Origin of the sequence: Pseudomonas sp. M47T1, assembly GCF_000263855.1 — a bacterium.
Classification (GTDB): domain Bacteria; phylum Pseudomonadota; class Gammaproteobacteria; order Pseudomonadales; family Pseudomonadaceae; genus Aquipseudomonas.
The window spans coordinates 15499-37166 of record NZ_AJWX01000031.1; the positions used below are offsets into that span (position 1 = coordinate 15499).

Here is a 21668-nt window from a genome sequence, read left to right on the forward strand (position 1 = left end):
GTGCGTTTGCTTCGCGGGCAGAGCCCGCTCCTACAGACGCGGCAGCGGTTACAGGTTCAGGCGTTCACATAACCGGGTGAGCGCGTCAAGCATCTGCCCACTCGGGCGCTCCACCCCCGGATCACCTATCACTACCCTGCCCTTGATCGGCCACTTGCGCCAGGCATCTGCCTGCGCCTGATTGGGCACCACGATTACTTGTGGGTCGCGTTGCAGCACGGCCTCCAGGCTGACCTGAGGCGCTGGCAGCGCTAGGTCGGCGAAGATATTCCGGCCGCCGCATACACGTAACGCATCACTGATGATCTGGCCACCCCCCACGGTGTAGAGGGGCGCGTCCCAGACTTGATAGAACACCTGCAACGGCACCGGACGGCGGTATCGCTCGCGCAACATGGCCAGCCGAAGGCGAAACTCATCAGCCAGCTGTTTCCCGCGAGCGGCCCGACCCAATGGCGCGGCAACCCGCTCCATCTGCATGGCAAGGTCATCAAGGGAATGAGGTTCGGAAACCAGCAGCGGAACGTGCAGGCGCTGTAACTGATCACGTTGAGCCGGGCTGACGCTGCCCGGCCAAAGCAGTATCAAGTCGGGTTTGAGCGCCAGCAGTTGCTCCAGGTCCAACTGCCCGTAACGTCCTACCGAAGGCAGCGACGCCAGGCCTGGTGGCCGTGGCCCTGCATCGAGCACGCCCACCAGACGATCCTGGCCGCCCACTTCCACGGCGATTTCCGTCAATGAAGGCGCCAGGCTGACCACCCGCTGCGCCGCACCGGCGCTACTGCACAGCAGCAGCAACAAACAGGCGAGCAGCTTGGCCATCAAGCCAGCGGACGCGGGATGTGATACAGGCAGAGCAGCAACACGCTGGAGAAGGCCAGCAGGCAAAGAGGCATGGCCAACACCGGCATCAGCGCCTCGTTCTGGCCGAAAGCCCAATTCATGACAAACAACGGCAGCAGGGGCAGCGCCAGCTGCTGCCGCCAGCTGCCGCCAACCGGCGGCGCACTTGCGAACGGGTCACGCCCGATCGGCCTCGCTCTGATGTTCGTTACCCATCATGTGCCCGAGCTTGCCGGCCTTGGTGGCCAGGTAGTGCTTGTTGTGCGGGTTATGGCCGGTGTGCAGCGGCACGCGCTCGGCAACCACGATGTTCATGCTGGTCAGCGCCTTGACCTTACGCGGGTTGTTGGTCATCAGGCGCAACGACTTGACGCCCAGATGCTCCAGCATCGGCAGGCACATGGCGTAGTCGCGCTGGTCGGCGGCAAAGCCCAGGCGCTCGTTGGCCTCCACCGTGTCGGCACCACCGTCCTGCAGCTCATAGGCGCGGATCTTGTTCAGCAGGCCAATGCCACGGCCTTCCTGACGCAGGTACAGCAACACGCCCCGCCCCTCACGGGCAATGGCCTGCAAGGCGGCTTCGAGCTGCGAACCACAGTCGCAGCGCTGGCTGAACAGGGCATCGCCGGTCAGGCACTCGGAATGCAGACGGCCCAGCACCGGCTGGCCATCGGCGACGTCGCCCAGGCTCAGCACAACGTGCTCACGGCCGGTGGCCTCATCGAGAAAACCATGCATGGTGAATTGCGCAAAAGGCGTTGGCAGCTTGGAAGCGGCGACGAAAACGACGGGCACCGGGTGCTCCTATCAAATATCTGACATGAATTTTAGCCAATGCCTGCATTGTAACAGCAGCTTACCGACCACGCTTAGGCTGAATTATGAGGGATAAAGATCGGGAAGTTTGATGGCTTATGGCGTAAAGGGATAAGGCTGCTTCCAGTGCTCGAAGATAGGCCGCAGTTGGCCACTGGGCACCAGTTCATCCATGCGCCGATCAAACACCGCCAACAACGCCCGCCCGCGCGGGTTATCGGCAAAGCCGAGGAAAAGCGGCAGCTCGGCAATAGGGGTGAGTTTGAATTGGGCCGGGTCGTCGGCCTGCTTGAGCACACCTTCGATCTCGGTTTGCGCGTCGATGTAGTAGTCGGCGCGATCATGGCTGAGCATCGGCAGGATGCCGGTGCGCCGCTGCACTTCATGGTATTGCTTGATCCTGGGCAGGTAGCGCTCGTAGCTGTAGCCGCGCACCCAAGCCAGCCGGTAGCGCCCGAGGGTGCTCAGGGTAGGCGACGGCTTGTCGGCCAGGCCGAGGGCGTAGATATGGTCCGTGTCGTAATGCCAGCGCGGGTAGAGGGTGTTAGCAATTTCGTCGTGGTAGGCGCCCACCCAGGCATCGGCCTCGCCCCGCTGCACCAGGCCGATGGCGCGGGTGTAAGGCACAGTGCGGGTCTGCACCGTGACCCCGGCCGGCTCAAACACCGAGCGCAGGATGTCCCATGCCAGGCCGGTTCCGTCGGCGTTGGTGTAGTCGCTCCACGCTTCGCTGGCAACCTGGATGGTCGCCGGAGGCTGCAGGTCGTCCGCCGACACATTGGCAACGGCCAGCAGGCCCAGCATCATCATCAGTATCCATCTGATCATTGCCCCGCTCCCGGTCAAACGAAGTGCCACCCCCACACCACTACCTGCACCGCCAGCCAGGCAAAGACGCCCGCCAGCACATCATCCAGCATGATGCCCACACCGCCATGCACATGGCGGTCGATCCAGCGGATCGGCCATGGCTTGAGTATGTCGAAAAAACGGAACATGAGGAAACCCACAAGGATCCATTCCCAACCGTCGGGCACCAGCCACAGGGTTATCCACATGCCCACCATCTCGTCCCAGACGATGCCTTCGTGGTCGTGAACGCCCAGGTCATCGGCGACCTTGCCGCACAGCCAGAAGCCGAACAGCATGGTGATGCCCAGCATCAGCCAGTAACCCCAGTCGGGCAGCATCTGCCACAACGGGATGAACGGTATGGCAACCAGCGAGCCCCAGGTGCCGGGCGCTCTGGGCAGGGTGCCCGAGCCGAAACCGAACGCGAGGAAATGCCAGGGGTTACGCCAGACCGACGGCGGCACATTCTCTGCCGGGACCTGGTTGGGGTGGTCTGTCACGGTGTCTCCCGAAAATGTTGATAGCCCCTTACGGCCGGGGTGATGTCATGACCGCAGGCGTCCAGCAGGCAAACACCCTGGCCTTCGCGCACTTGGCCCAGTACATGAATCGGCCAACCCTCAGCGCGCAGCGCAGGCAAGTGCTCGGGCGGCAGGCTGAACACCAGCACGTAGTCATCGCCGCCCGTGAGCGCGGCGGTTTGCGCGGCCTGCCGGCCCAGTAGGGCCAGCAGTGCATTCGACAACGGCAAGGCTTCCAGTTCAAGGGCCAGGGCTACACCGGAGGCCGACGCGATATGACCGCAATCGGCCAAAAGGCCGTCGGAAATATCCATCGCCGCTGTAGCTTTGCCCCGAAGCGCCAGCCCCAGGCCGAACTGCGGCGGTGGTGACCAATAATGCGCCAACAGCGACGCCGCCACGGCGTCGACCGCCTCTGCCTGGCCCAGCACCAACGGCAAGGCGCCCGCCGCATCGCCCAGCACACCACCCACGCACAACAGGTCACCGGCCCGGGCACCCGAACGCAGCAGGGCCTGGCCGGCCGGTACGCGGCCGAACACGGTCATGGTCAGACTCAGGGGCCCACGGGTGGTGTCGCCGCCAATCAGGCTCAGGCGGCATTGGCTGGCCATACGATTCAACCCTTCGGCAAAGCCTTGCAGCCAGCCTTCGGCGACTGACGGCAAGGTCAGGGCCAGGGTAAAACCAATGGGTTCGGCGCCCATGGCGGCCAGGTCACTGGCGGCCACTGCCAGCGCGCGCTGGCCAAGCAGGAAAGGCTCGGCGGCATCGGGGAAGTGCACCCCTGCCACCAGAGTGTCGGTCGACACGGCCAACTGCTGGCCGGCTGGCAAGGCCAGCAGGGCGCAGTCGTCGCCAATGCCGAGCGCCACCCCGTCGCCGGCCTGCGCACAGGGCGCGGCGGCGAAGTAGTGTCGAATCAGCTCAAACTCGCCCATGGTATGCAAGCGCGTGGATCAGCGCTTGAATGCCTTGACTTCGGCAGCACGCACGTTCGGCGCGACCTTGTCGAGCACACCGTTGACGAACTTGTGACCGTCGGTGGAACCGAAGACCTTGGCCAGTTCGATACCTTCGTTGATCACTACGCGGTACGGTACGTCGACGCGCTTCAGCAGTTCCCAGGTGGACAGGCGCAGCACGGCCAGTTCTACCGGGTCCAGCTCTTCCAGGGCCAGGTCCATGCACGGCGTGAGCACGGCATCGATCTCGGTCTTGCTGGCGGGCACGCCGTGCAGGATCTCGCGGAAGTAGGCACCGTCGACGTCGGTGAAATCGTTGTCCACGCGGAACTGCGCTTCGATCTCGTTCAGCGAATGGCTGGCCATATGCCATTGGTACAGGGCCTGGGTCGCCAGTTTGCGGGCTTCACGACGCTTCATGCTTTTGGAAGGTTTGCCAGCGTCCGCAGGTTTTGGATCGCGCGGGTTGAAACGATCGCTTTCGTCGGAAATCACTTGGCCTCCAACTGCGACAGCAGGCTGACCATTTCCAGGGCGGACAGGGCAGCTTCAGCGCCTTTGTTGCCAGCCTTGGTACCGGAACGCTCGATGGCCTGTTCGATGGAATCGACGGTCAACACACCAAAAGCAACCGGTACGCCGAACTCCATGGAAACCTGGGACAGGCCCTTGGTGCATTCGCCAGCCACGTATTCGAAGTGCGGGGTGCCGCCACGAATGACCGCGCCCAGGGCGATGATCGCGTCGTACTCGCCCTGCTGGGCGACTTTCTGCGCAACCAGCGGGATTTCGAAGGCGCCAGGGGCGCGGATGATGGTGATGTCGCTTTCGCTGATACCGTGGCGAACCAGGGCATCAACCGCGCCGCTCACCAGGCTTTCGACGACGAAGCTGTTGAAACGGCCAACCACCAGGGCATAGCGACCTTTGGGGGCAATGAAGGTACCTTCGATGGTCTTCAGGGTCATTCGGTGAGTCTCGTCTTAAAGAGCAAGGACGCCAGGGGCGTCCTATGGGGGTAATGGGTCACGAACAAGCACGTGCGGGAGTCACTGAAAACCATAGCGCTGGCCTGGCAATCTGGCGACCCCTTTTACCGGTGTTTATTCGGAGGGCACGTATTCTACTACTTCCAGATCGAATCCGGATATCGCATTGAACTTCATTGGCGAACTCATCAGGCGCATTTTGCGCACGCCCAGGTCGCGAAGGATCTGCGAACCGGCACCGACGATGCTGTAGGTGGTCGGCTTTTTCACCGGCGCGCTGTCCGCGGTTTCGCGAATATGCGCCAGCAGTACATCACCATCCACCGGGTTGCCCAACAGCAGCACCACGCCGCTGCCAGCCTCTGCCACGGCGCTCATGGCGGCGCGCAGGCTCCAGCGGCCGGGCTGTTTGACCATCAGCAGGTCGCGTAGAGGGTCCATGTTGTGCACGCGAACCAGGGTCGGTTCTTCGGCGCAGATGGTGCCCAGGGTCAGCGCCATGTGCACGTCGCCTTCCACCGCGTCGCGGTAAGTCACTAGGTTGAACTGGCCCAATTCGCTGTCCAGCGGCTGCTCGGCAATCCGCTGAACGGTACGTTCGTGGATCATGCGGTAGTGAATAAGGTCGGCAATGGTGCCGATCTTGATGCCGTGTTCGGCAGCGAAGGTTTCCAGTTCGGCGCGACGAGACATGGTGCCGTCGTCGTTCATCACTTCGCAGATCACGCCGCTGGGCTCGAAACCGGCCATGCGCGCCAGGTCGCAGGCAGCTTCGGTGTGACCGGCGCGCGCCAGGGTGCCGCCGGCCTGGGCCATCAACGGGAAAATATGGCCAGGGCTGACGATGTCCTCGGCCTTGGCGTCCTTGGCGGCCGCCGCCTGGACAGTGCGCGCGCGGTCGGCAGCTGAGATGCCGGTGGTGACGCCTTCGGCGGCCTCGATGGACACGGTGAACTTGGTGCCGAAACCGGAGCCGTTGCGCGGCGCCATCAACGGCAGCTTCAGCAGCTCGCAGCGCTCACGGGTCATGGGCATGCAGATCAGGCCGCGGGCGTGCTTGGCCATGAAGTTGATGTGCGAGGCTTCGCAGCATTCGGCGGCCATGATCAAGTCGCCTTCGTTTTCACGGTCTTCGTCATCCATGAGGATGACCATCTTGCCCTGGCGGATGTCTTCCACCAGTTCTTCGATTGTGTTGAGCGCCACGCGGCACCCCCTATATCAGGACTTGAGGTAGCCGTTGGCGGCCAGGAAGCTTTCGCTGATGCCGCCGGCACTCGGCTCGGCCGCCTTGTCACCCAGTAGCAGGCGCTCCAGGTAACGGGCCAGCAGGTCCACTTCCAGGTTGACCTTACGGCCGGCACGGTAGTCGGCCATGATGGTTTCGGCCAGGGTGTGCGGGACGATGGTCAGTTCGAACTCGGCACCGTCCACGGCGTTCACGGTCAGGCTGGTGCCGTCGACGGTGATCGAACCTTTGTGGGCGATGTACTTGGCCAGTTCCTTCGGGGCGCGAACGCGGAACTGGATGGCACGGGCGTTCTCTTCACGGGAAACGATTTCGCCAACACCGTCGACGTGGCCGCTGACCAGGTGGCCACCCAGGCGCGAGCTTGGGGTCAGGGCCTTTTCCAGGTTGACCCGGCTGCCGCCTTTCAGCTCGTGAAACGCGGTGCAGTCCAGGGTTTCGCGGCTGACGTCGGCCCAGAAGCCATCGCCCGGCAGCTCGACGGCCGTCAGGCACACGCCGTTGACGGCGATGCTGTCGCCCAGCTTGACGTCGGCAAGGTCCAGCTTGCCGGTCTCTACGTAAACACGTACGTCACCGCCTTTGGGGGTCAACGAACGGATGCTGCCGATGGATTCGATAATGCCGGTGAACATGGATCCTCCTACGGAACCGGGCCTGCGCTGGGCGCGAGGTCAAAATTATACGCTTGCCGCCGGGGCAGGTATTGCAATGACTCTCCAGTCATCCCCCACTGCGCGCATTTCAATGATTTTCAACCGTGGCGCTTCACTCATTCGCGCCAGCGGCCAGTCCAGCAAGGGCCGCGCCGACGAGCCGAGGAATTGCCCGGCAACAAACAATTGGTACTCATCCACCAGGCCCAGGCGGGCGAATGCGCCAGCCAGAGTGGGGCCGGCTTCCACAAGGATTTCGCTGCTGCCGCGGGCGGCCAGCAGTGTGAGCAGATGCCCAAGGTCCACGTGGCCGTCGACGGCGTTCATCACCAGCAGTTCATGGCCCTGCTGCCGGTAGGCATCGGCGTCGCCCTGCGTGCAGGTGACGACGAGCGACGGGCCGGCCTGGAAAAACGCCGCAGTCAACGGCACCCGCAAGCGGCCGTCGATCAGCACGCGTAGCGGGGGACGCTCAGTGGCCAGGGCGGTGGTGGCTGGGTCCAGCCCCAGCTCTTCAGCGCGCACGGTCATGCGGGCATCGTCGGCCAGCACGCTGTCGGCGCTAGTCAATACCGCACTGGAGCGCGCCCGCAGGCGCTGCACGGCAGAGCGAGCGGCAGGGCCGGTAATCCATTTGCTTTCGCCACTGGCCATGGCGGTGCGACCGTCCAGGCTCATGGCCAGCTTGACCCGCACGAACGGCACGCCTTGCTCCATGCGCTTGAGGAAGCCAGGGTTCAAGCCTCGGGCCTCGCCCTCCAGCACGCCGCTGAGCACCTCGATGCCGACATCGGCCAGACGCTTGAGGCCGCGGCCGGCGACTTCGGGGTTGGGATCCTGCATGGCCGCCACCACCCGCGCCAGCCCGGCATTCACCAGGGCATCGGCGCACGGCGGGGTACGCCCATGGTGGCTGCACGGCTCCAGCGTGACGTAGGCCGTGGCCCCGCGCGCCAGCTCACCCGCCTGGCGCAGCGCATGCACCTCGGCGTGGCCTTCACCAGCACGCACATGCCAGCCCTCGCCCACCACCTGGCCGTCGCGCACGATCACGCAGCCAACCCGCGGGTTGGGGTGGGTGGTGTACAGGCCGCGCCGGGCCAGCTCGATGGCGCGGGCCATGTAGCGTGCGTCCAGCACCGCCTGTTCGCTGGGCAGGGTCATGGCTTGGCAGGCTCGCGGGCCAGGCGGTCGATTTCCTCGCGGAACTCGTCCAGGTCCTGGAAGCGGCGGTATACCGACGCAAAGCGGATATAGGCGACCTCATCCAGCTTCTGCAGCTCGGTCATCACCAGTTCGCCGACAACCAGCGACTTGACCTCGCGCTCGCCGGTGGCGCGCAGCTTGTGCTTGATGTGCGCCAGGGCGGCTTCAAGGCGCTCGACACTGACCGGACGCTTTTCCAGCGCCCGCTGCATGCCGGCGCGCAGTTTTTCTTCGTCGAAGGGCTGGCGGCTACCGTCCTGTTTGATCAGGCGCGGCAAAACCAGTTCGGCGGTTTCAAAGGTGGTGAAACGCTCACCGCAGGCCAGGCATTCGCGACGACGGCGCACTTGCTCGCCCTCGGCGACCAGTCGCGAGTCGATGACCTTGGTGTCGTTGGCACCGCAGAAGGGACAGTGCATGGTGGCAGGCAACAAAAAATGGGAGGGCCATGGTAGCGCATCCCACTGGCAAGACAAGCCAAAGCCTTTGCGGTATACAGTGGATAATTATTGCGATGGATCTGCCAATGCCCCTACGCCCCCTAGTTTTGCTGAGCCTGGTCGCCCTGCTGGCCGCGTGCAGCAGCGACAAGCCAAAGCCTGTGGCGCCCGTCGCGCCAGCCGCCAAACCTGCCGCCATCGGCACGCAACCGCTGGGCCCGCTGCCCGCTTTCCAGCGTGAACTGACCGGCACCCTGCTGGGCGCGCCCGCGGGCGCCGAGGTGGAGCTGGCGTTGCTGGCGGTGGACGAGCGCAGCCGCCCCCAGCAATTACTGGCCAGCAGCAAGCAGATCGGCACTGGCAAACCCCTGAATTTTCAACTGCGCTTCAACCCCGAAGCCTTCCCGCAGAACCTGCGCGTGGAATTGCGCGGCCGCGCCAGCCAGTCCGGCGTGCTGATCCTGCACCTGCCCTCCGTGCCCGTGAACCAGCCCACCACTCAGTCAATGGGCCAGCTGCAATTGCTTCAGGCACCATGAAGGCGCTGCAACAGGCGCTGGGCCAGTTGCTGGGCGATGCGTCGCTGGTCACCACCGCGCTGCCAGGCACCGACATCCGCTTGTGGCTGATGGACAGCGAAAACATGGACCGTGCCTTCAGCCCCGAGGAAACCCGCCGCATTCTTCACGAGCCGCCCTATTGGAGCTTCTGCTGGGCCAGCGGCCTGGCCATGGCCCGTTACCTGGCCGAGCAACCGCAGTGGGTGGAAGGCAAGCGGGTGCTGGATTTCGGGGCCGGCTCGGGTGTCGCCGCCATTGCCGCGGCCAAGGCCGGTGCGGCCGAGGTGGTGGCCTGTGACCTGGACCCGCTGGCGCTGGATGCCTGCCGTGCGAATGCCGCACTCAATGGGGTTAGCCTGAGTTACTCGCCGGATTTCTTCGCCGAAGACGATCGTTTCGACCTGATCCTGGTGGCCGACGTGCTGTATGACCGCGCCAACCTGCCCCTGCTGGACCAGTTCCTCAGTCGCGGCCGCCAGGCCCTGGTAGCCGACTCGCGGGTGCGCGACTTCTGCCACCCGGTGTATCGCCAGTTGGCGAAGCTGCAGGCCTGCACCTTGCCGGACCTGGCCGAGCCCCATGAATTTCGCAACGTCAGCCTCTATCACGCGCAGCGCGGCTGAGGCGCTTTCGGCCAGCGACGCCAGCCTTTATAGTGCAACCATTACCGCTTTTTTCGAGATGCACGATGAGCCAGGAAACGCCGTATATTTTCGATGTCACCTCTGCCACCTTCCAGCAACAGGTGATCGATCAGTCCTTTACGCAGCCGGTGCTGGTAGATTTCTGGGCCGAGTGGTGCGCGCCCTGCAAGGTACTGATGCCGTTGCTGGAAAAAATTGCCGAGAGCTATCAGGGCGAGCTGCTGCTGGCCAAGGTCAACTGCGACGTCGAGCAGGACATCGTTGCCCACTTCGGCATTCGCAGCCTGCCTACCGTGGTGCTGTTCAAGGACGGCAAGCCGGTGGATGGCTTTGCCGAGGCACGCCCCGAGTCTGAAATTCGCGCCATGCTCGAGCCCCATGTGCACATGCCCGAAGCTGCCGCCGCCGATCCGTTGGAAGCAGCCCAGGCGCTGTTCAATGAGGGCCAGTTCGCCAAATCGGAAGAGATTTTGCGAGTACTGCTGGGCGAAGACAACACCAATGCCCGCGCGCTGATTCTCTACGCCCGGTGCCTGGCTGAACGCAATGAGCTGAGCGAAGCCCAGGCTGTGCTGGACGCGGTCAAAGGCGATGAGCACAAGGCCGCCCTGGCCGGTGCCAAGGCCCAACTGACCTTCCTGCGCCACGCCGCCGACCTGCCGGACGCTGCCGACCTGAAGTCGCGTATCGCGCAGAACCCGAACGATGACGAAGCGGTGTTCCAGCTAGCCATTCAGCAGCTCTCGCGCCAGCAATACGAAGCAGCGCTGGACGCCCTGTTGAAACTGTTTGCGCGCAACCGCAGCTTCAACGAGGGCATCGCCCACAAGACCTTGCTGCAGGTATTCGAACTGCTGGGCAACGATCACCCATTGGTCACCACCTACCGCCGCAAGCTGTTCGCTGCCCTCTACTGAGTCATTCGACCCAGCAATACAGCGGCGCGTCGGCGCCGCTTTCCACCCGCACTTCGCGGCAATGGCGCAGGCGCACCAGTAGGCGCTTGCCCGCCGCGGTGCTGCCGGTCAGGCCTTCGAGCTGGCCAAGCAACTCCGGGCCGCTGACCTGCCCTGCCTGTTGAACCAGTTTCAGCGTGGTTTGCCACAAGGCGTCATCCTGGCTGGCCGGTTTTGCCGCCGGGGCTGCAGTAGCCGGCGCGTCGGCCTGTACGTTCAGCTGCGCGCCCAGGTGCTGCCAGTCGGCGGCGTCCATCTCGATGGTCAAGTCCACCGGCCAGGCGCCGATGGTTCCGCGAATTCGTACCATGGTGATTCCTCTCGTGCGAACGGCCATGTTCCCATAGATCTATGGGAGCTGGCTTGCCAGCGAGCTTTTCGGGCCTCAACAGCTCGCTGGCAAGCCAGCTCCCACCCATCGCGCCTGAGCCAAATTTCATCCAGGCCTTTATGGCGCGAGGCGTTTAAAGTTGTTATAACGTTACAATAACTTCACCCTTCCTCAGGACATTTTCATGCGCCGACTCCTGCTCGCCCTGCCCTTCGCGTTGCTGCCCCTGGCCGTTGCCCACGCCGACGACACCACCGTCAAACATGGCAGCCTCGGCACTCACGAGCACGGTACCGCACGCGTCAATGCCGCCCTGGACGACCAGACCCTGGCCCTGGAAATGCAAACCCCCGCCATGAACATCGTCGGCTTCGAGCACCTGGCCACCACTGACGCCGATAAAGCCGCCGTGGCCAAGGCTCGCGCGCTGCTGGAACAACCCCTGGCACTGTTCAACCTGCCCGCCGCCGCCGGTTGCAGCGTGGCCAGCCAGCACCTGCAAAGCCCGCTGTTCGGCGACGTGATGCCGGCTGAAGATGACGACGATGATCACGATCACGATCACGACCAGCCTGCCGCCACTGGTGAGCATCACCACAGCGAGATCCACGCCAGCTACGAGTTCACCTGCACCTCGCCAGACAAGCTCAAGGCCTTGGACTTGTCCCAGGTATTCAAGACCTTCCCGGCCACCCACAAGGTCGTCGTGCAAATGATTGCGCCAGAAGGCCAGAAAGGCCTGGACGCCACCCCGGACAACAGCACACTGAAATTCTGATGACCAGCACAGCCCTGATCGAACTGCGCGACCTGCACTTTGCGTGGCCGCGCCAGCCAGCGCTGCTGGACATCCCCTCCTTCCGCCTGGAAGCCGGCGAAACGCTGTTCCTCAAGGGCCCCAGCGGCAGTGGCAAGACCACCCTGCTGGGCCTGCTGGGCGGTGTGCAGAAGCCGGTGAGCGGCAGTGTCCAGGTACTGGGCCACGAATTGGGCGAGATGAGCCAGGGCCGCCGCGACCGTTTTCGCGTCGACCATACCGGCTACATTTTCCAGCAGTTCAACCTGCTGCCGTTCCTGTCGGTGCGCGAAAACGTCGAGTTGCCCTGCCACTTTTCCCGCCAGCGTGCCGAGCGGGCGAAACAGCGCTACGGCAGCATCGACCAGGCAGCCGCGACCTTGCTGGCGCACCTGGGGTTGACCGAGCCGGCGCTGCTGCAACGCCGCGCCGACACCCTGTCGATCGGCCAGCAACAAAGGGTAGCCGCCGCGCGCGCGCTGATCGGGCAACCGGAACTGGTGATCGCCGACGAGCCCACGTCCGCGCTGGACTATGACGCCCGCGAGGCGTTCATCCGCCTGTTGTTCGCCGAGTGCCGCGACGCCGGCTCCAGCCTGCTGTTCGTCAGCCATGATCAAAGCCTGGCGCCACTGTTCGATCGCAGCCTGTCATTGGCCGAACTCAACCGGGCCGTGCGCCCCGCCGCTCCAGGGGAAGTCTGATGTACCTGTTCCGTCTAGCCGTGGCCAGCCTGGCCAATCGACGTTTCACTGCCTTCCTCACGGCCTTCGCCATCGCCCTGTCGGTATGCCTGCTGCTGGCGGTAGAGCGAGTTCGCACGCAAGCGCGCACCAGTTTTGCCAGCACCATCAGCGGCACCGACCTGATCGTCGGGGCGCGCTCCGGCTCGGTGAACCTGTTGCTGTATTCGGTGTTTCGCATCGGCAATGCCACCAACAACATCCGCTGGGACAGCTTTCAGCACTACGCCCACGACCCACGGGTGAAATGGGCCATTCCCATGTCCTTGGGCGACTCGCACCGAGGCTACCGCGTGCTGGGCACGGACCAGTCGTACTTCGAGCACTACCAGTACGGCCATCACCAGCCGCTGGAAATGGCTGCTGGCCGCTTCTTCGCCACCGATCCGTTCGAGGTAGTGCTGGGCGCCGAAGTGGCCGACGCCCTGCATTACAAACTGGGCGACACGCTGGTGCTGGCCCACGGCACTGCCGCCATCAGCCTGATCAAGCACGACGACAAACCCTTCACCGTGGTTGGCATCCTCAAGCGCACTGGCACCCCGGTGGACCGCACGCTGCATATCAGCCTGGGCGGCATGGAAGCCATTCACATCGATTGGCACAACGGTGTGCCGGCCCGGGGTGCCGGGCGCATCAGTGCCGACCAGGCGCGCAACATGGACCTCACGCCCAGCGCCATCACGGCCATGATGATCGGGCTGAATAACAAGATCTCGACCTTTGCCCTGCAGCGTGAAATCAACGATTTCGTCGGCGAGCCGCTGCTGGCGATTCTGCCCGGGGTTGCCCTGCAGGAACTGTGGGGGTTGATGGGCACGGCAGAAAAAGCCTTGTTCGTGGTGTCGCTGTTCGTGGTGCTGACAGGGCTGATAGGCATGCTCACGGCCATCCTCACCAGCCTCAACGAACGCCGACGGGAAATGGCAATCCTGCGCTCGGTTGGCGCCAGGCCCTGGCATATCGCCAGCCTGCTGATCCTCGAAGCGTTTTCGCTGGCGCTGTGCGGCATCGTCGCCGGCGTTGCGTTGCTGTATGTCGGCATTGCGGCGGCGCAAGGCTACGTGCAGGCCAACTATGGTCTGTACTTGCCGTTGTCGGCGCCCACCGCCTATGAATGGTCGCTACTGGGGATTATCCTCGCGGCAGCCCTGGTCATGGGCGCCGTACCGGCCTGGCGGGCCTACCGACAGTCGCTGGCCGATGGCTTGTCCATTCACCTTTGAGCCACCCTGACATGAAAGCCGCACTGCTGTTTGTACTGATGATCGCTGCCCCTTCGCTGTGGGCAGCGCAACCGCGCGAACTGAGCTGGCCGGAGATGATCCCGCCGGATGCCCCGAAAATCGCCCCGCAAATGACGCCCCTGCATGACCTGTCGAAGATGGGCAGTGACATGGAGTCGGCGCCGGCGGTGAAACAGCAGCAGCCCAATGCCCCGGTGGTAAAGGCCCTGGATAACCAGGACGTGAAGATGCCCGGGTTCATCGTGCCCCTGGAAGTGGGCGAGGATGGCCGCACCACCGACTTCCTGCTGGTGCCTTACTACGGCGCGTGCATTCATGTACCGCCGCCACCGTCCAACCAGATCGTCCACGTCACCAGCCAGGTCGGGGTCAAGCTCGACGACCTTTACCAGGCCTTCTGGGTGGAAGGCACCATGCGCGTGAAGCAGTCGACCAGCGACCTGGCCGATGCTGGCTATCAAATGGAAGCCGACAAGATCTACGTCTACGAGCTGCCGGAGTAACAGCCGCAGCTTAAATGACGGTTTTATTGAGCTGGGTCAAAACCCTTGACCCAGAGCATTCCTACCATTGGCCAAGCCCTTTTCCCCTTGCCCGATGGAAGACTCCATGAACACCAAACTCCTGGGTGCCTCGCTGGTCAGCCTGGCTCTTTTCACTCCCTTTGCCCACGCCCACCAAGCCGGTGATTTCATCGTGCGCGCGGGCGCCATCGAAACCGCGCCCAACGAGGACAGCGGTAACCTCAAGCTTGATGGCGGCAAGGTGTCCGGAACCAAGGCAACCCTGGGCAATGACACCCAGCTGGGCCTGACCTTTGCCTACATGCTGACTGACCACGTGGGCCTGGAATTGCTGGCGGCAACGCCCTTCCAACACAAGGTGGGGGTCAAGGGCGTCAGCTCTGCCACCGGCGTGGCGGGCCTGGACGGCAAGCTGGCCGACGTCAAGCAACTGCCACCGACCCTGTCGCTGCAGTACTACCCGATGGACGCCAACTCCAAATTCCAGCCCTACGCGGGCGTGGGCCTCAACTACACCTGGTTCTATGGCGAAGACCTGACCAGCGAGCGCAAATCCGAAGGCTTCAGCAACCTGAACCTGAAGAACTCGTGGGGCTGGGCGGCGCAGGTGGGCGCGGACTACATGCTGACTGACCACATCATGGTCAACGCAGCGGTGTGGTACGTGGACATCGACACCCAGGCCAGCGTCGACGGACCGACGGCCCTGGGTGTGGGGCGCACCAAGGTCAACGTGGATGTTGATCCGTGGGTTTACATGGTGGGTGTAGGCTACAAGTTCTAACCACGACGACGTTGTGGGAACTGGCTTGCCAGCGAGCTTTGCAGGGCATCAAAAAACTCGCTGGCAAGCCAGCTCCCACTACTTACAACCCCAGCAAATTGCGCAGGCCGGTGGCCATCGGGGTAATTTTCGGCAGGGTAAAGCGCTGCAGCAGGCGCGCATTGTTGGCGCGCGAGTGCTTGATATCACCCGGACGAGCTTCGCCGTAACTGACTTTGGGCAGGCTGCCAAGCACCGACTTCAACTCGGCCAGCAACTGGTTGAGGCTCATGGCCTGGTTCAGGCCTACGTTCACTGCCCCCTCCTCCACATCAGGCGCTTCCAATGCCTGCATCAGCACCGCTACCAGATCACCCACGTAGATGAAATCGCGGGTCTGCTCCCCGTCGCCATACAGGCTGATCGGCAAGCCGGCCTGGGCGCGCTCGCAGAAAATGCTGATCACACCCGAATAGGGCGAAGAGGGATCCTGGCGCGGGCCGAAGACGTTGAAGAAACGAAAGATCGCCGGTTCCAGGCCATGCTGACGACGATAGAAGTCCAGGTAGTATTCACTGGCCAGCTTGTCGGACGCGTAGGGCGTCAGCGGTGCCTTGGGCGTGTCTTCAGCAATGGCCTCGCCTTCACCGTTGTTGCCATACACCGCCGCGCTCGAGGCGTAGATCACCCGCTTGATGCCTGCGGTGCGCATGGCCTCGCAGACATTCAAGGTGCCAATGAAGTTGGCCTGGTGGGTCTTGACCGGGTCGTCCACAGAGGCCTGCACAGAGGCCACGGCGGCCAGGTGCACCACGGCCTTGCAGCCCTGGGCAGCACGCGCTACCAAGGCGGCATCGGCGACGTCGCCTTCGATCAACTCGACCCGAGGATTGCCCAGCGGCAGGTTGCAGCGTTTGCCCATGGAAAGGTCATCGAGGATCCGGACCGCGTGGCCCTTTTCCAGCAGCGCGTCCACCAGGTTGGAACCGATGAAGCCGGCGCCCCCGGTGATCAGTACAGGTGCATCAGCCATGTCGGTAATATCTGTCCAGTAGGCTTGGGAGCCCGGAGCGCCAGGCGCGGGGCTTGATCCCGAAGGTATGAAGAATTTTCTTGCACGCCAGCACCGCGTGCTGCGGCTCATCGGCGGCATCGGGCCGCGCGGCATGGGCCTGGGCGGTCGGCGCTTCGATGGCCAACTTATGCAGCGTGGCCGCCTCGCTGATGATCGCCTGGCCCAGCGCCAGCGGCGTGGTGGCCTCGTTGCCGGCGTAGTGGTAGGTACCCCACAACGGCGCGGCGCAGTCCAACTGCTTGAGCACCGAGATGATCACCCGGGCCGCATCGTCCACCGGCGTTGGATTGCCGCGACGGTCATCGGCCAGCAGGATCTCCTGCGGCTGCTCGGCACGGGTGAGGAAACGCCCCAGCACGCCGTCGATGCTGTCATCCAGCAACCAGCCAAAACGCAACAACACATGCTGCGGACACGTAGCGCGCACGCTCTGCTCGATGCGCCACAGCGCCTGACCACGCAGGCCCAGCGGCACCGGCTCGTCTTTCTCGCTATAGGCCGTGGCCCGCGAGCCATCGAACACGCGATAGCTGGAAGGCTGCACCAGGACGATCTGATGGTGCTGGCACAGCTCGGCCAGGCGCTCTACCGAGCGCTCTTGCTGGGCCAGCCGAGCCTCGCTGACGCTTTCGGCCTGGAACCAGTCGAAATAATAGGCAAGGTTGATCAGTGCATCGGGGCGGGTGTCATCGAGCAACTGGGTCAGGCTCGCCGCATCCCAACCGCTTTCCGGCGGGCGGGGAGCGAGGAAGCCGATGTCTTCCTCCGCCCCGAGACGAATCAGCGCTTGCCCAAGGGCATTACCGCCGCCCAACAGCATAAGGCGCATTCGCATAGAGTCAGCAGTTCCGGTCCGGTTAAGTCTGTGAGCCATGGATCCACTGCGGCCAGGGCCACGTGGCGATCGGTCAAGAGGCTTATGTTATTGCATTTTGCGGGTTTGTGCTGCGGGGATCAATCGGCAGAGGCTGGGCTTGGTATGCGTGGGCCGGGCATGACGGTCGGGCACGCGCTATTCGGCCGCCATTTTCAGAGTTGCCGACACCGTGCTTTTCAAACCCGCTGTGCAACACAACCTTACAGTTATTCCAGGTCCCCGTTTATTGAACTTTGCACGCCCCTGCAATATTTTCAAAACTCAAAAATGGCATCACAAAACCAACAAAAGCTAGCCAAGTGGCACTGTATGTGTAGCAGCATAAGAGATGGCTTCATCCGGTTTCCAGCCAACAAAACCGGGCGTTCGAGGCCAGTCGCGTCTCATCTTTGCCTTCTGAAGAAGGCACTCCCATGCTGGAAATAGAATTAGGTCTAATCCTTACCATGGCTGCAGTCGCGCTGGCTGCCGGTTTTCTGGATGCCATTGCCGGAGGCGGTGGTCTGATCACGCTACCTGCCCTGCTGGTGGCAGGCATCGAGCCAGTGGCCGCCCTTGCCACCAACAAGCTGCAAGCCTCCTGCGCCAGCGTGTCGGCAACGGTCAGCTTCGCTCGCAAGGGGCTATTTCCATGGCGCAGTTCGCTGCCCATGGCGGGCATGTCGTTTATTGCTGGCGGCGCGGGTGCCCTTGCCGCCGGGTTGCTTCCCAGCGGCACGTTGGAAAAGGTGATTCCCCCGCTGCTGATAGCGGTGGCCGTTTACTTCGCGCTTGTGCGAACGCCAGGCAACGCCGAGCGCGCGCCCAGGTGCAATGCGTGGCTATTCGGTGCGCTGGCTGTGCCGCTGATTGGCTTCTACGATGGCCTGTTCGGGCCGGGCACAGGTTCGTTTTTCCTGGTGGCCTTCGTGGTGCTCCTGGGCCAGGGCCTGATGCGGGCGCTGTCGAGTAGCAAACTGATGAACGCATCGTGCAATGTCGGCTCGTTGCTGGTGTTTTCGATGACGGGCAAGATCGTCTGGCCTCTTGCGCTGGCCATGGCCATTGGCGCCTTGATCGGCGCCCAGTTGGGAGCACGTTGCGCGATGCGCTTCGGCCCCGGCCTTGTGCGCCCGCTGTTGGTTACCGTATGCGTGGCCATGGCCGCGAAGCTATTGTTCTTTGCGACCCCGCCCCCTGCCACCCTCCCACCGCTTACGGACAGCAATCGGGTCTCGATAACAGCTCTTTCATCTTGAAAACCGATACGGGGGTTACCATCCCGACGGCCTCTGCTCGCCTGTCTGAAGCAGAGGCCGTTATTGGGATGGACCTGTTAATGAAAGTGCGTCACCTGATTACCACCTGCACCGCCGCCCTGCTCCTGGCCACTACCCAGATGGCCAGTGCCACCACCCTGAAAGTCAGTACCGACGCCTTCACCGAAGGTGGCAAGGTCAACGTCAGCGCGGCCGATACCCCTGCCGAGTGCGGAACCGGCAAGCGGCACAACCCACAGGTGTCCTGGAGCAATTTGCCTGCGAATACGCAGTCGATGGCGGTTCTGATCCTGGACGTAGACGGTCATAACGGTCTGGGGGTCAGCCACTGGGTGACCTACAACATTCCTGCGCACCGTGGCGGGATCAAGGAAGGCGAGGCGCTGGTCAGCGTGCCGGGTATCACGGTGGGCAAGAATATTGCCGGCACTGCCGATTTCCGTGGGTTCTGCCCGGCGCCGGGGGATCAGCCGCATCACTACGTGCTGACCGTGATTGCCACGGACCTCAAGCCCGGGGCGTTGCCTGAGGGTCTGACCCGTGAAGAGTTAATGGCACGCCTGAGTGGTCATGCCCTGGCCGGGCGTAATGTGGTGGGCCTTTACGGCCACTGACGCGGCACGCAAGGCATAATGGCCCTCTACTTATGGACAGCCGAGGATCCCGCCATGCAAGGCGTTACTGATATCGAATCACTGCTGGCCCTGATCGACACGGGCGTCACAGTTAACTACCTGATGTTCTGGGGCCACACACCTCGTAGCCCTGACGAGATTGACCGCAGTTGCCTCAGCCAGTGGTATCCCTCGCCATTCGAGGTGGATGGCGTTCGCTACGCCACGGCCGAGCATTACATGATGGCGGCGACGGCCAGGCTGTTTGGTGACCTGGCTATGGTGCCGCGCATACTCGACGCCTCCACACCGGCCCAGGCCAAACGCCTGGGGCGCGAGGTACAGGGCTAGGACGAGGCCATCTGGCTGGCCGAGCGGTTCGATATCGTGGTCAGGGGTAACCTTGCCAAGTTCCAGCAGAATTCGGCGTGTGGGGCATTCCTGGCGGGCACCGCTTACCAAGTGCTGGTCGAGGCCAGCCCGGTGGATCGGATATGGGGTATTGGCCTTGCGGCGGACGACCCGGCGGCCCTCATGCCTGCACAATGGCAAGGTCCAAACCTGTTGGGGTTCGCCTTGATGCAGGTGCGGTCCCACAGGGGTGCACCTACAAAAAAGCCCTCGCTAGACGAGGGCTTTTTGGCTGATGCTCGATCAGGCAGCGATCAGAACGGGATATCGTCGTCGAAGCTGTCGAAATCCGGAGCCGGTTGCGGTGCGGCCTGCTGTGGCGCTGGGCGCGACTGCTGCTGTGGCGCGGACTGCTGAGGGCGTGGTGCCTGCTGACGCGGTGCCGACTGCTGGTAGTTGTTGCCACCCTGGCCTTGGTCGCCCTGTTGTGGACGGCCGCCCAGCAGTTGCATGGTGCCCTGCATGTCGACGACGATTTCAGTGGTGTAGCGCTTGATGCCGTCTTTTTCCCACTCGCGGGTCTGCAGCTTGCCTTCGATGTACACCTGCGAACCCTTGCGCAGGTATTCACCGGCGATTTCGGCAACCTTGCCGAACATCGAAACGCGGTGCCACTCGGTGCGCTCGACCTTCTGGCCGCTCTGCTTGTCGGTCCATTGTTCGCTGGTCGCCAAGCTCAGGTTGGTGACAGCGTTGCCGTTGGGCAGGTAGCGCACTTCAGGATCCTGACCGCAAGTACCGACCAAAATGACTTTGTTAACCCCACGGGCCATAACGTTCTCCTAGGCTTGGCACGTCTCTGGGGCCGGGTTTACCAGGCGCTCCAGGGATGCACGATCCAAAATTTCTGTATCCAATTTGATATAGATGGCGGCTTCTTCTGCCACCACCACTGCATCTGTTACACCCGGTACGGCCTTGAGGCGCTCGGTCAGGCCCGCTTCGCGTATCGCCTCGGGCGACAACGGCAAGCGCAGGCTAGTCACATACGGAGGTTCGCGCATAGTAACAGCTATGGCCAACCAAATCGCCAACAGCCCGGCGCAGCCGATGAATACCACATTCAGCCCGCCATGCTGGAAAAACCAGCCGCCGAGAATACCGCCCAGCGCCGCGCCCAGGAACTGGCTGGTGGAGTACACGCCCATGGCCGTGCCCTTGCCACCAGCCGGCGAAACCTTGCTGATCAATGACGGCAAGGAGGCTTCCAGCAGGTTGAACGCGGTGAAGAACACCACGATACCAATCACCAGTTCCGTCAGCGTGTGGCCAAACTCCCAGAAAAACAGCTCGGTGAGCATCAGGGTGGCAACCGCGCCAACGAGGACGCGTTTCATCTTGCGCTTTTTTTCACCATAAATGATGAACGGAATCATCCCGAAAAACGATATGAGCAAGGCGGTCAGATACACCCACCAGTGCTGCTCTTTCGGCAGGCCGGCGCGGTCCACCAGGGCCAGCGGCAATGCCACGAAGCTGGCCATCAGGATAGCGTGCAGCACGAAGATACCGGCGTCCAGGCGCAGCAGGTCAGGGTGCTTGAGCGTAGGAATCAACGCCTGGCGAGCCACGCCCGATTCACGATGGGTGAAATGGCTGGAGGCCTTGGGCACCACGAAGGCGACCAGCGCGATGCCGACCAACGCCATGACTGCGGTCACCACGAACAACCCGGAAAGGCCGAATGTACGCGTCACCAGCGGCCCTACCACCATGGCCACGGCAAACGACACACCGATGCTCATGCCGATGGTGGCCATTGCCTTGGTGCGATGCTGTTCGCGGGTCAGGTCCGACAGCAGGGCCATGACCGCCGCGGAAATTGCTCCGGCGCCTTGCAGCACACGGCCGGCGATCACGCCCCAGATGGAGTCGGCATGGGCTGCCAGCAGGCTGCCGAGGGCAAAGATCACCAAGCCGATGTAGATCACCGGGCGGCGGCCAATGCGATCGGAAATGATACCGAACGGAATTTGCAGGAACGCCTGGGTCAGGCCATACGCACCGATGGCAAAGCCAATCAGCGCGGGGCTGGCACCGGCCAGGTCCATGCCGTAGGTCGCCAGTACCGGCAACACCATGAACATGCCCAGCATGCGGAAGGCGAACACCAAGGCCAAGCCGCCAGCCGCGCGGGTCTCGCTGCCACTCATGCGTTCGCTGTGGAGATCGTGCATGGAAAAACCTCATGTGAACCGGCGGCGATTCTACCAGTCCCAACGATAGAGGGGGTATATGGCGACGCTTTGCCGCGCAGTTGTCATGTATGACATGGGTGTAATGTTCCGATAGTGTGCATCCATCCAGTATTTGGCCTTATACTCCTGTGTT

General features: G+C 63.0%; 27 protein-coding genes and 1 pseudogene. 11 read left to right on the top strand and 17 right to left on the bottom strand.

From position 1 onward, the window contains the following. Positions 1 to 48: 48 nt before the first annotated feature. From PMM47T1_RS24460 to nrdR, 12 genes are all read right to left on the bottom strand, one after another. Complete coding sequence (locus PMM47T1_RS24460; RefSeq protein ID WP_008374066.1) at positions 49 to 822, bottom strand: cobalamin-binding protein; 774 nt, start codon at positions 820 to 822, stop codon at positions 49 to 51. Then, complete coding sequence (locus tag PMM47T1_RS31010; protein WP_443216108.1) at positions 822 to 944, bottom strand: hypothetical protein; 123 nt, start codon at positions 942 to 944, stop codon at positions 822 to 824. Before PMM47T1_RS31010 ends, PMM47T1_RS24460 begins: the two co-directional genes overlap by 1 nt. 76 nt (positions 945 to 1020) lie before the next feature. Continuing rightward, entirely contained in the window at positions 1021 to 1638 is a 618-nt protein-coding gene (ribA, locus tag PMM47T1_RS24465) for a GTP cyclohydrolase II (protein WP_008374068.1), read from the bottom strand. Between the two features lie 117 nt (positions 1639 to 1755). After that, the gene (locus PMM47T1_RS24470; RefSeq protein ID WP_043301496.1) at positions 1756 to 2487 is read right to left on the bottom strand and encodes a substrate-binding periplasmic protein; all 732 of its coding nucleotides are present in this window, start codon (positions 2485 to 2487) and stop codon (positions 1756 to 1758) included. 14 nt (positions 2488 to 2501) lie between these two features. Next, on the bottom strand, positions 2502 to 3011 hold the full coding sequence (locus PMM47T1_RS24475) for a phosphatidylglycerophosphatase A family protein (protein WP_008374073.1): 510 nt from the start codon (positions 3009 to 3011) through the stop codon (positions 2502 to 2504). Continuing rightward, complete coding sequence (gene thiL, locus PMM47T1_RS24480; protein ID WP_008374075.1) at positions 3008 to 3973, bottom strand: thiamine-phosphate kinase; 966 nt, start codon at positions 3971 to 3973, stop codon at positions 3008 to 3010. The genes PMM47T1_RS24475 and thiL overlap by 4 nt, the downstream gene beginning before the upstream one ends. A gap of 18 nt (positions 3974 to 3991) precedes the next feature. Further along, on the bottom strand, positions 3992 to 4492 hold the full coding sequence (nusB, locus tag PMM47T1_RS24485) for a transcription antitermination factor NusB (protein WP_008374077.1): 501 nt from the start codon (positions 4490 to 4492) through the stop codon (positions 3992 to 3994). Next, on the bottom strand, positions 4489 to 4965 hold the full coding sequence (gene ribH / locus PMM47T1_RS24490) for a 6,7-dimethyl-8-ribityllumazine synthase (RefSeq protein WP_008374078.1): 477 nt from the start codon (positions 4963 to 4965) through the stop codon (positions 4489 to 4491). The genes nusB and ribH overlap by 4 nt, the downstream gene beginning before the upstream one ends. Positions 4966 to 5100: 135 nt before the next feature. After that, positions 5101 to 6192, bottom strand: coding sequence for a bifunctional 3,4-dihydroxy-2-butanone-4-phosphate synthase/GTP cyclohydrolase II (ribBA, locus tag PMM47T1_RS24495; RefSeq protein WP_008374080.1), 1092 nt, complete (start codon positions 6190 to 6192; stop codon positions 5101 to 5103). A gap of 15 nt (positions 6193 to 6207) precedes the next feature. After that, on the bottom strand, positions 6208 to 6870 hold the full coding sequence (locus tag PMM47T1_RS24500) for a riboflavin synthase (protein WP_008374083.1): 663 nt from the start codon (positions 6868 to 6870) through the stop codon (positions 6208 to 6210). A 45-nt stretch (positions 6871 to 6915) separates the two neighbouring features. Next, positions 6916 to 8055 carry a bifunctional diaminohydroxyphosphoribosylaminopyrimidine deaminase/5-amino-6-(5-phosphoribosylamino)uracil reductase RibD gene (ribD, locus tag PMM47T1_RS24505; RefSeq protein ID WP_008374085.1) on the bottom strand — a complete coding sequence of 380 codons (1140 nt, stop codon included), beginning with the start codon at positions 8053 to 8055 and terminating at the stop codon, positions 6916 to 6918. Next, a complete protein-coding gene (gene nrdR, locus PMM47T1_RS24510) occupies positions 8052 to 8516 on the bottom strand; it encodes a transcriptional regulator NrdR (RefSeq protein WP_008374086.1) in 465 nt (154 codons plus the stop codon). The genes ribD and nrdR overlap by 4 nt, the downstream gene beginning before the upstream one ends. A 107-nt stretch (positions 8517 to 8623) precedes the next feature. Between nrdR and PMM47T1_RS24515 the strand changes: the two genes are divergently transcribed. The 3 genes from PMM47T1_RS24515 to trxA all read left to right on the top strand — a co-directional run bounded on the left by PMM47T1_RS24515 (position 8624) and on the right by trxA (position 10658). Then, positions 8624 to 9076 (top strand): YbaY family lipoprotein, encoded by a 453-nt coding sequence (locus PMM47T1_RS24515; protein WP_008374089.1) that lies wholly within the window; start codon positions 8624 to 8626, stop codon positions 9074 to 9076. Further along, the gene (locus PMM47T1_RS24520; protein WP_008374091.1) at positions 9073 to 9720 is read left to right on the top strand and encodes a class I SAM-dependent methyltransferase; all 648 of its coding nucleotides are present in this window, start codon (positions 9073 to 9075) and stop codon (positions 9718 to 9720) included. The genes PMM47T1_RS24515 and PMM47T1_RS24520 overlap by 4 nt, the downstream gene beginning before the upstream one ends. Before the next feature lie 65 nt (positions 9721 to 9785). After that, positions 9786 to 10658: a thioredoxin gene (trxA, locus tag PMM47T1_RS24525; protein WP_008374093.1), complete on the top strand. Its 873-nt coding sequence runs from the start codon at positions 9786 to 9788 to the stop codon at positions 10656 to 10658. Position 10659: 1 nt separating this feature from the next. Here trxA and PMM47T1_RS24530 read toward each other — a convergent pair whose 3' ends face one another. Further along, positions 10660 to 11007, bottom strand: a complete 348-nt coding sequence (locus tag PMM47T1_RS24530) for a hypothetical protein (RefSeq protein ID WP_008374095.1) — start codon at positions 11005 to 11007, stop codon at positions 10660 to 10662. Between the two features lie 205 nt (positions 11008 to 11212). Here PMM47T1_RS24530 and PMM47T1_RS24535 point away from each other — a divergent pair, with 205 nt between their 5' ends. The 5 genes from PMM47T1_RS24535 to PMM47T1_RS24555 all read left to right on the top strand — a co-directional run bounded on the left by PMM47T1_RS24535 (position 11213) and on the right by PMM47T1_RS24555 (position 15122). After that, positions 11213 to 11806: a DUF2796 domain-containing protein gene (locus PMM47T1_RS24535; RefSeq protein ID WP_008374098.1), complete on the top strand. Its 594-nt coding sequence runs from the start codon at positions 11213 to 11215 to the stop codon at positions 11804 to 11806. Beyond that, complete coding sequence (locus PMM47T1_RS24540) at positions 11806 to 12528, top strand: ABC transporter ATP-binding protein (RefSeq protein WP_008374101.1); 723 nt, start codon at positions 11806 to 11808, stop codon at positions 12526 to 12528. The genes PMM47T1_RS24535 and PMM47T1_RS24540 overlap by 1 nt, the downstream gene beginning before the upstream one ends. After that, a complete protein-coding gene (locus PMM47T1_RS24545) occupies positions 12528 to 13793 on the top strand; it encodes an ABC transporter permease (RefSeq protein ID WP_008374103.1) in 1266 nt (421 codons plus the stop codon). Before PMM47T1_RS24540 ends, PMM47T1_RS24545 begins: the two co-directional genes overlap by 1 nt. 11 nt (positions 13794 to 13804) lie before the next feature. Continuing rightward, positions 13805 to 14317, top strand: a complete 513-nt coding sequence (locus PMM47T1_RS24550) for a DUF3299 domain-containing protein (protein WP_008374106.1) — start codon at positions 13805 to 13807, stop codon at positions 14315 to 14317. A gap of 106 nt (positions 14318 to 14423) precedes the next feature. Further along, positions 14424 to 15122 carry an OmpW/AlkL family protein gene (locus PMM47T1_RS24555; RefSeq protein ID WP_008374109.1) on the top strand — a complete coding sequence of 233 codons (699 nt, stop codon included), beginning with the start codon at positions 14424 to 14426 and terminating at the stop codon, positions 15120 to 15122. An 82-nt stretch (positions 15123 to 15204) separates the two neighbouring features. On the opposite strand, the gene PMM47T1_RS24560 is transcribed toward PMM47T1_RS24555, so the two are convergent. Continuing rightward, positions 15205 to 16134, bottom strand: a complete 930-nt coding sequence (locus PMM47T1_RS24560) for an NAD-dependent epimerase/dehydratase family protein (RefSeq protein ID WP_008374112.1) — start codon at positions 16132 to 16134, stop codon at positions 15205 to 15207. Continuing rightward, positions 16127 to 17011, bottom strand: a complete 885-nt coding sequence (locus PMM47T1_RS24565; RefSeq protein WP_008374113.1) for a sugar nucleotide-binding protein — start codon at positions 17009 to 17011, stop codon at positions 16127 to 16129. Before PMM47T1_RS24565 ends, PMM47T1_RS24560 begins: the two co-directional genes overlap by 8 nt. Positions 17012 to 17466: 455 nt before the next feature. On the opposite strand from PMM47T1_RS24565, the gene PMM47T1_RS24570 reads away from it, so the two are divergent. The 3 genes and pseudogenes from PMM47T1_RS24570 to PMM47T1_RS24580 all read left to right on the top strand — a co-directional run. Further along, positions 17467 to 18291 carry a TSUP family transporter gene (locus PMM47T1_RS24570; protein WP_008374116.1) on the top strand — a complete coding sequence of 275 codons (825 nt, stop codon included), beginning with the start codon at positions 17467 to 17469 and terminating at the stop codon, positions 18289 to 18291. Between the two features lie 80 nt (positions 18292 to 18371). Next, on the top strand, positions 18372 to 18926 hold the full coding sequence (locus PMM47T1_RS24575; RefSeq protein ID WP_008374118.1) for a YbhB/YbcL family Raf kinase inhibitor-like protein: 555 nt from the start codon (positions 18372 to 18374) through the stop codon (positions 18924 to 18926). Between the two features lie 54 nt (positions 18927 to 18980). Then, positions 18981 to 19517 (top strand): annotated as a pseudogene (locus PMM47T1_RS24580) (NADAR family protein); the annotation flags it as partial. Positions 19518 to 19591: 74 nt separating this feature from the next. On the opposite strand, the gene PMM47T1_RS24585 reads toward PMM47T1_RS24580, so the two are convergent. Together PMM47T1_RS24585 and PMM47T1_RS24590 are read right to left on the bottom strand one after the other, a co-directional pair. Continuing rightward, the gene (locus tag PMM47T1_RS24585; protein WP_008374122.1) at positions 19592 to 20110 is read right to left on the bottom strand and encodes a single-stranded DNA-binding protein; all 519 of its coding nucleotides are present in this window, start codon (positions 20108 to 20110) and stop codon (positions 19592 to 19594) included. A 9-nt stretch (positions 20111 to 20119) separates the two neighbouring features. Further along, entirely contained in the window at positions 20120 to 21514 is a 1395-nt protein-coding gene (locus PMM47T1_RS24590; RefSeq protein WP_008374124.1) for an MFS transporter, read from the bottom strand. Between the last annotated feature and the right edge of the window lie 154 nt (positions 21515 to 21668).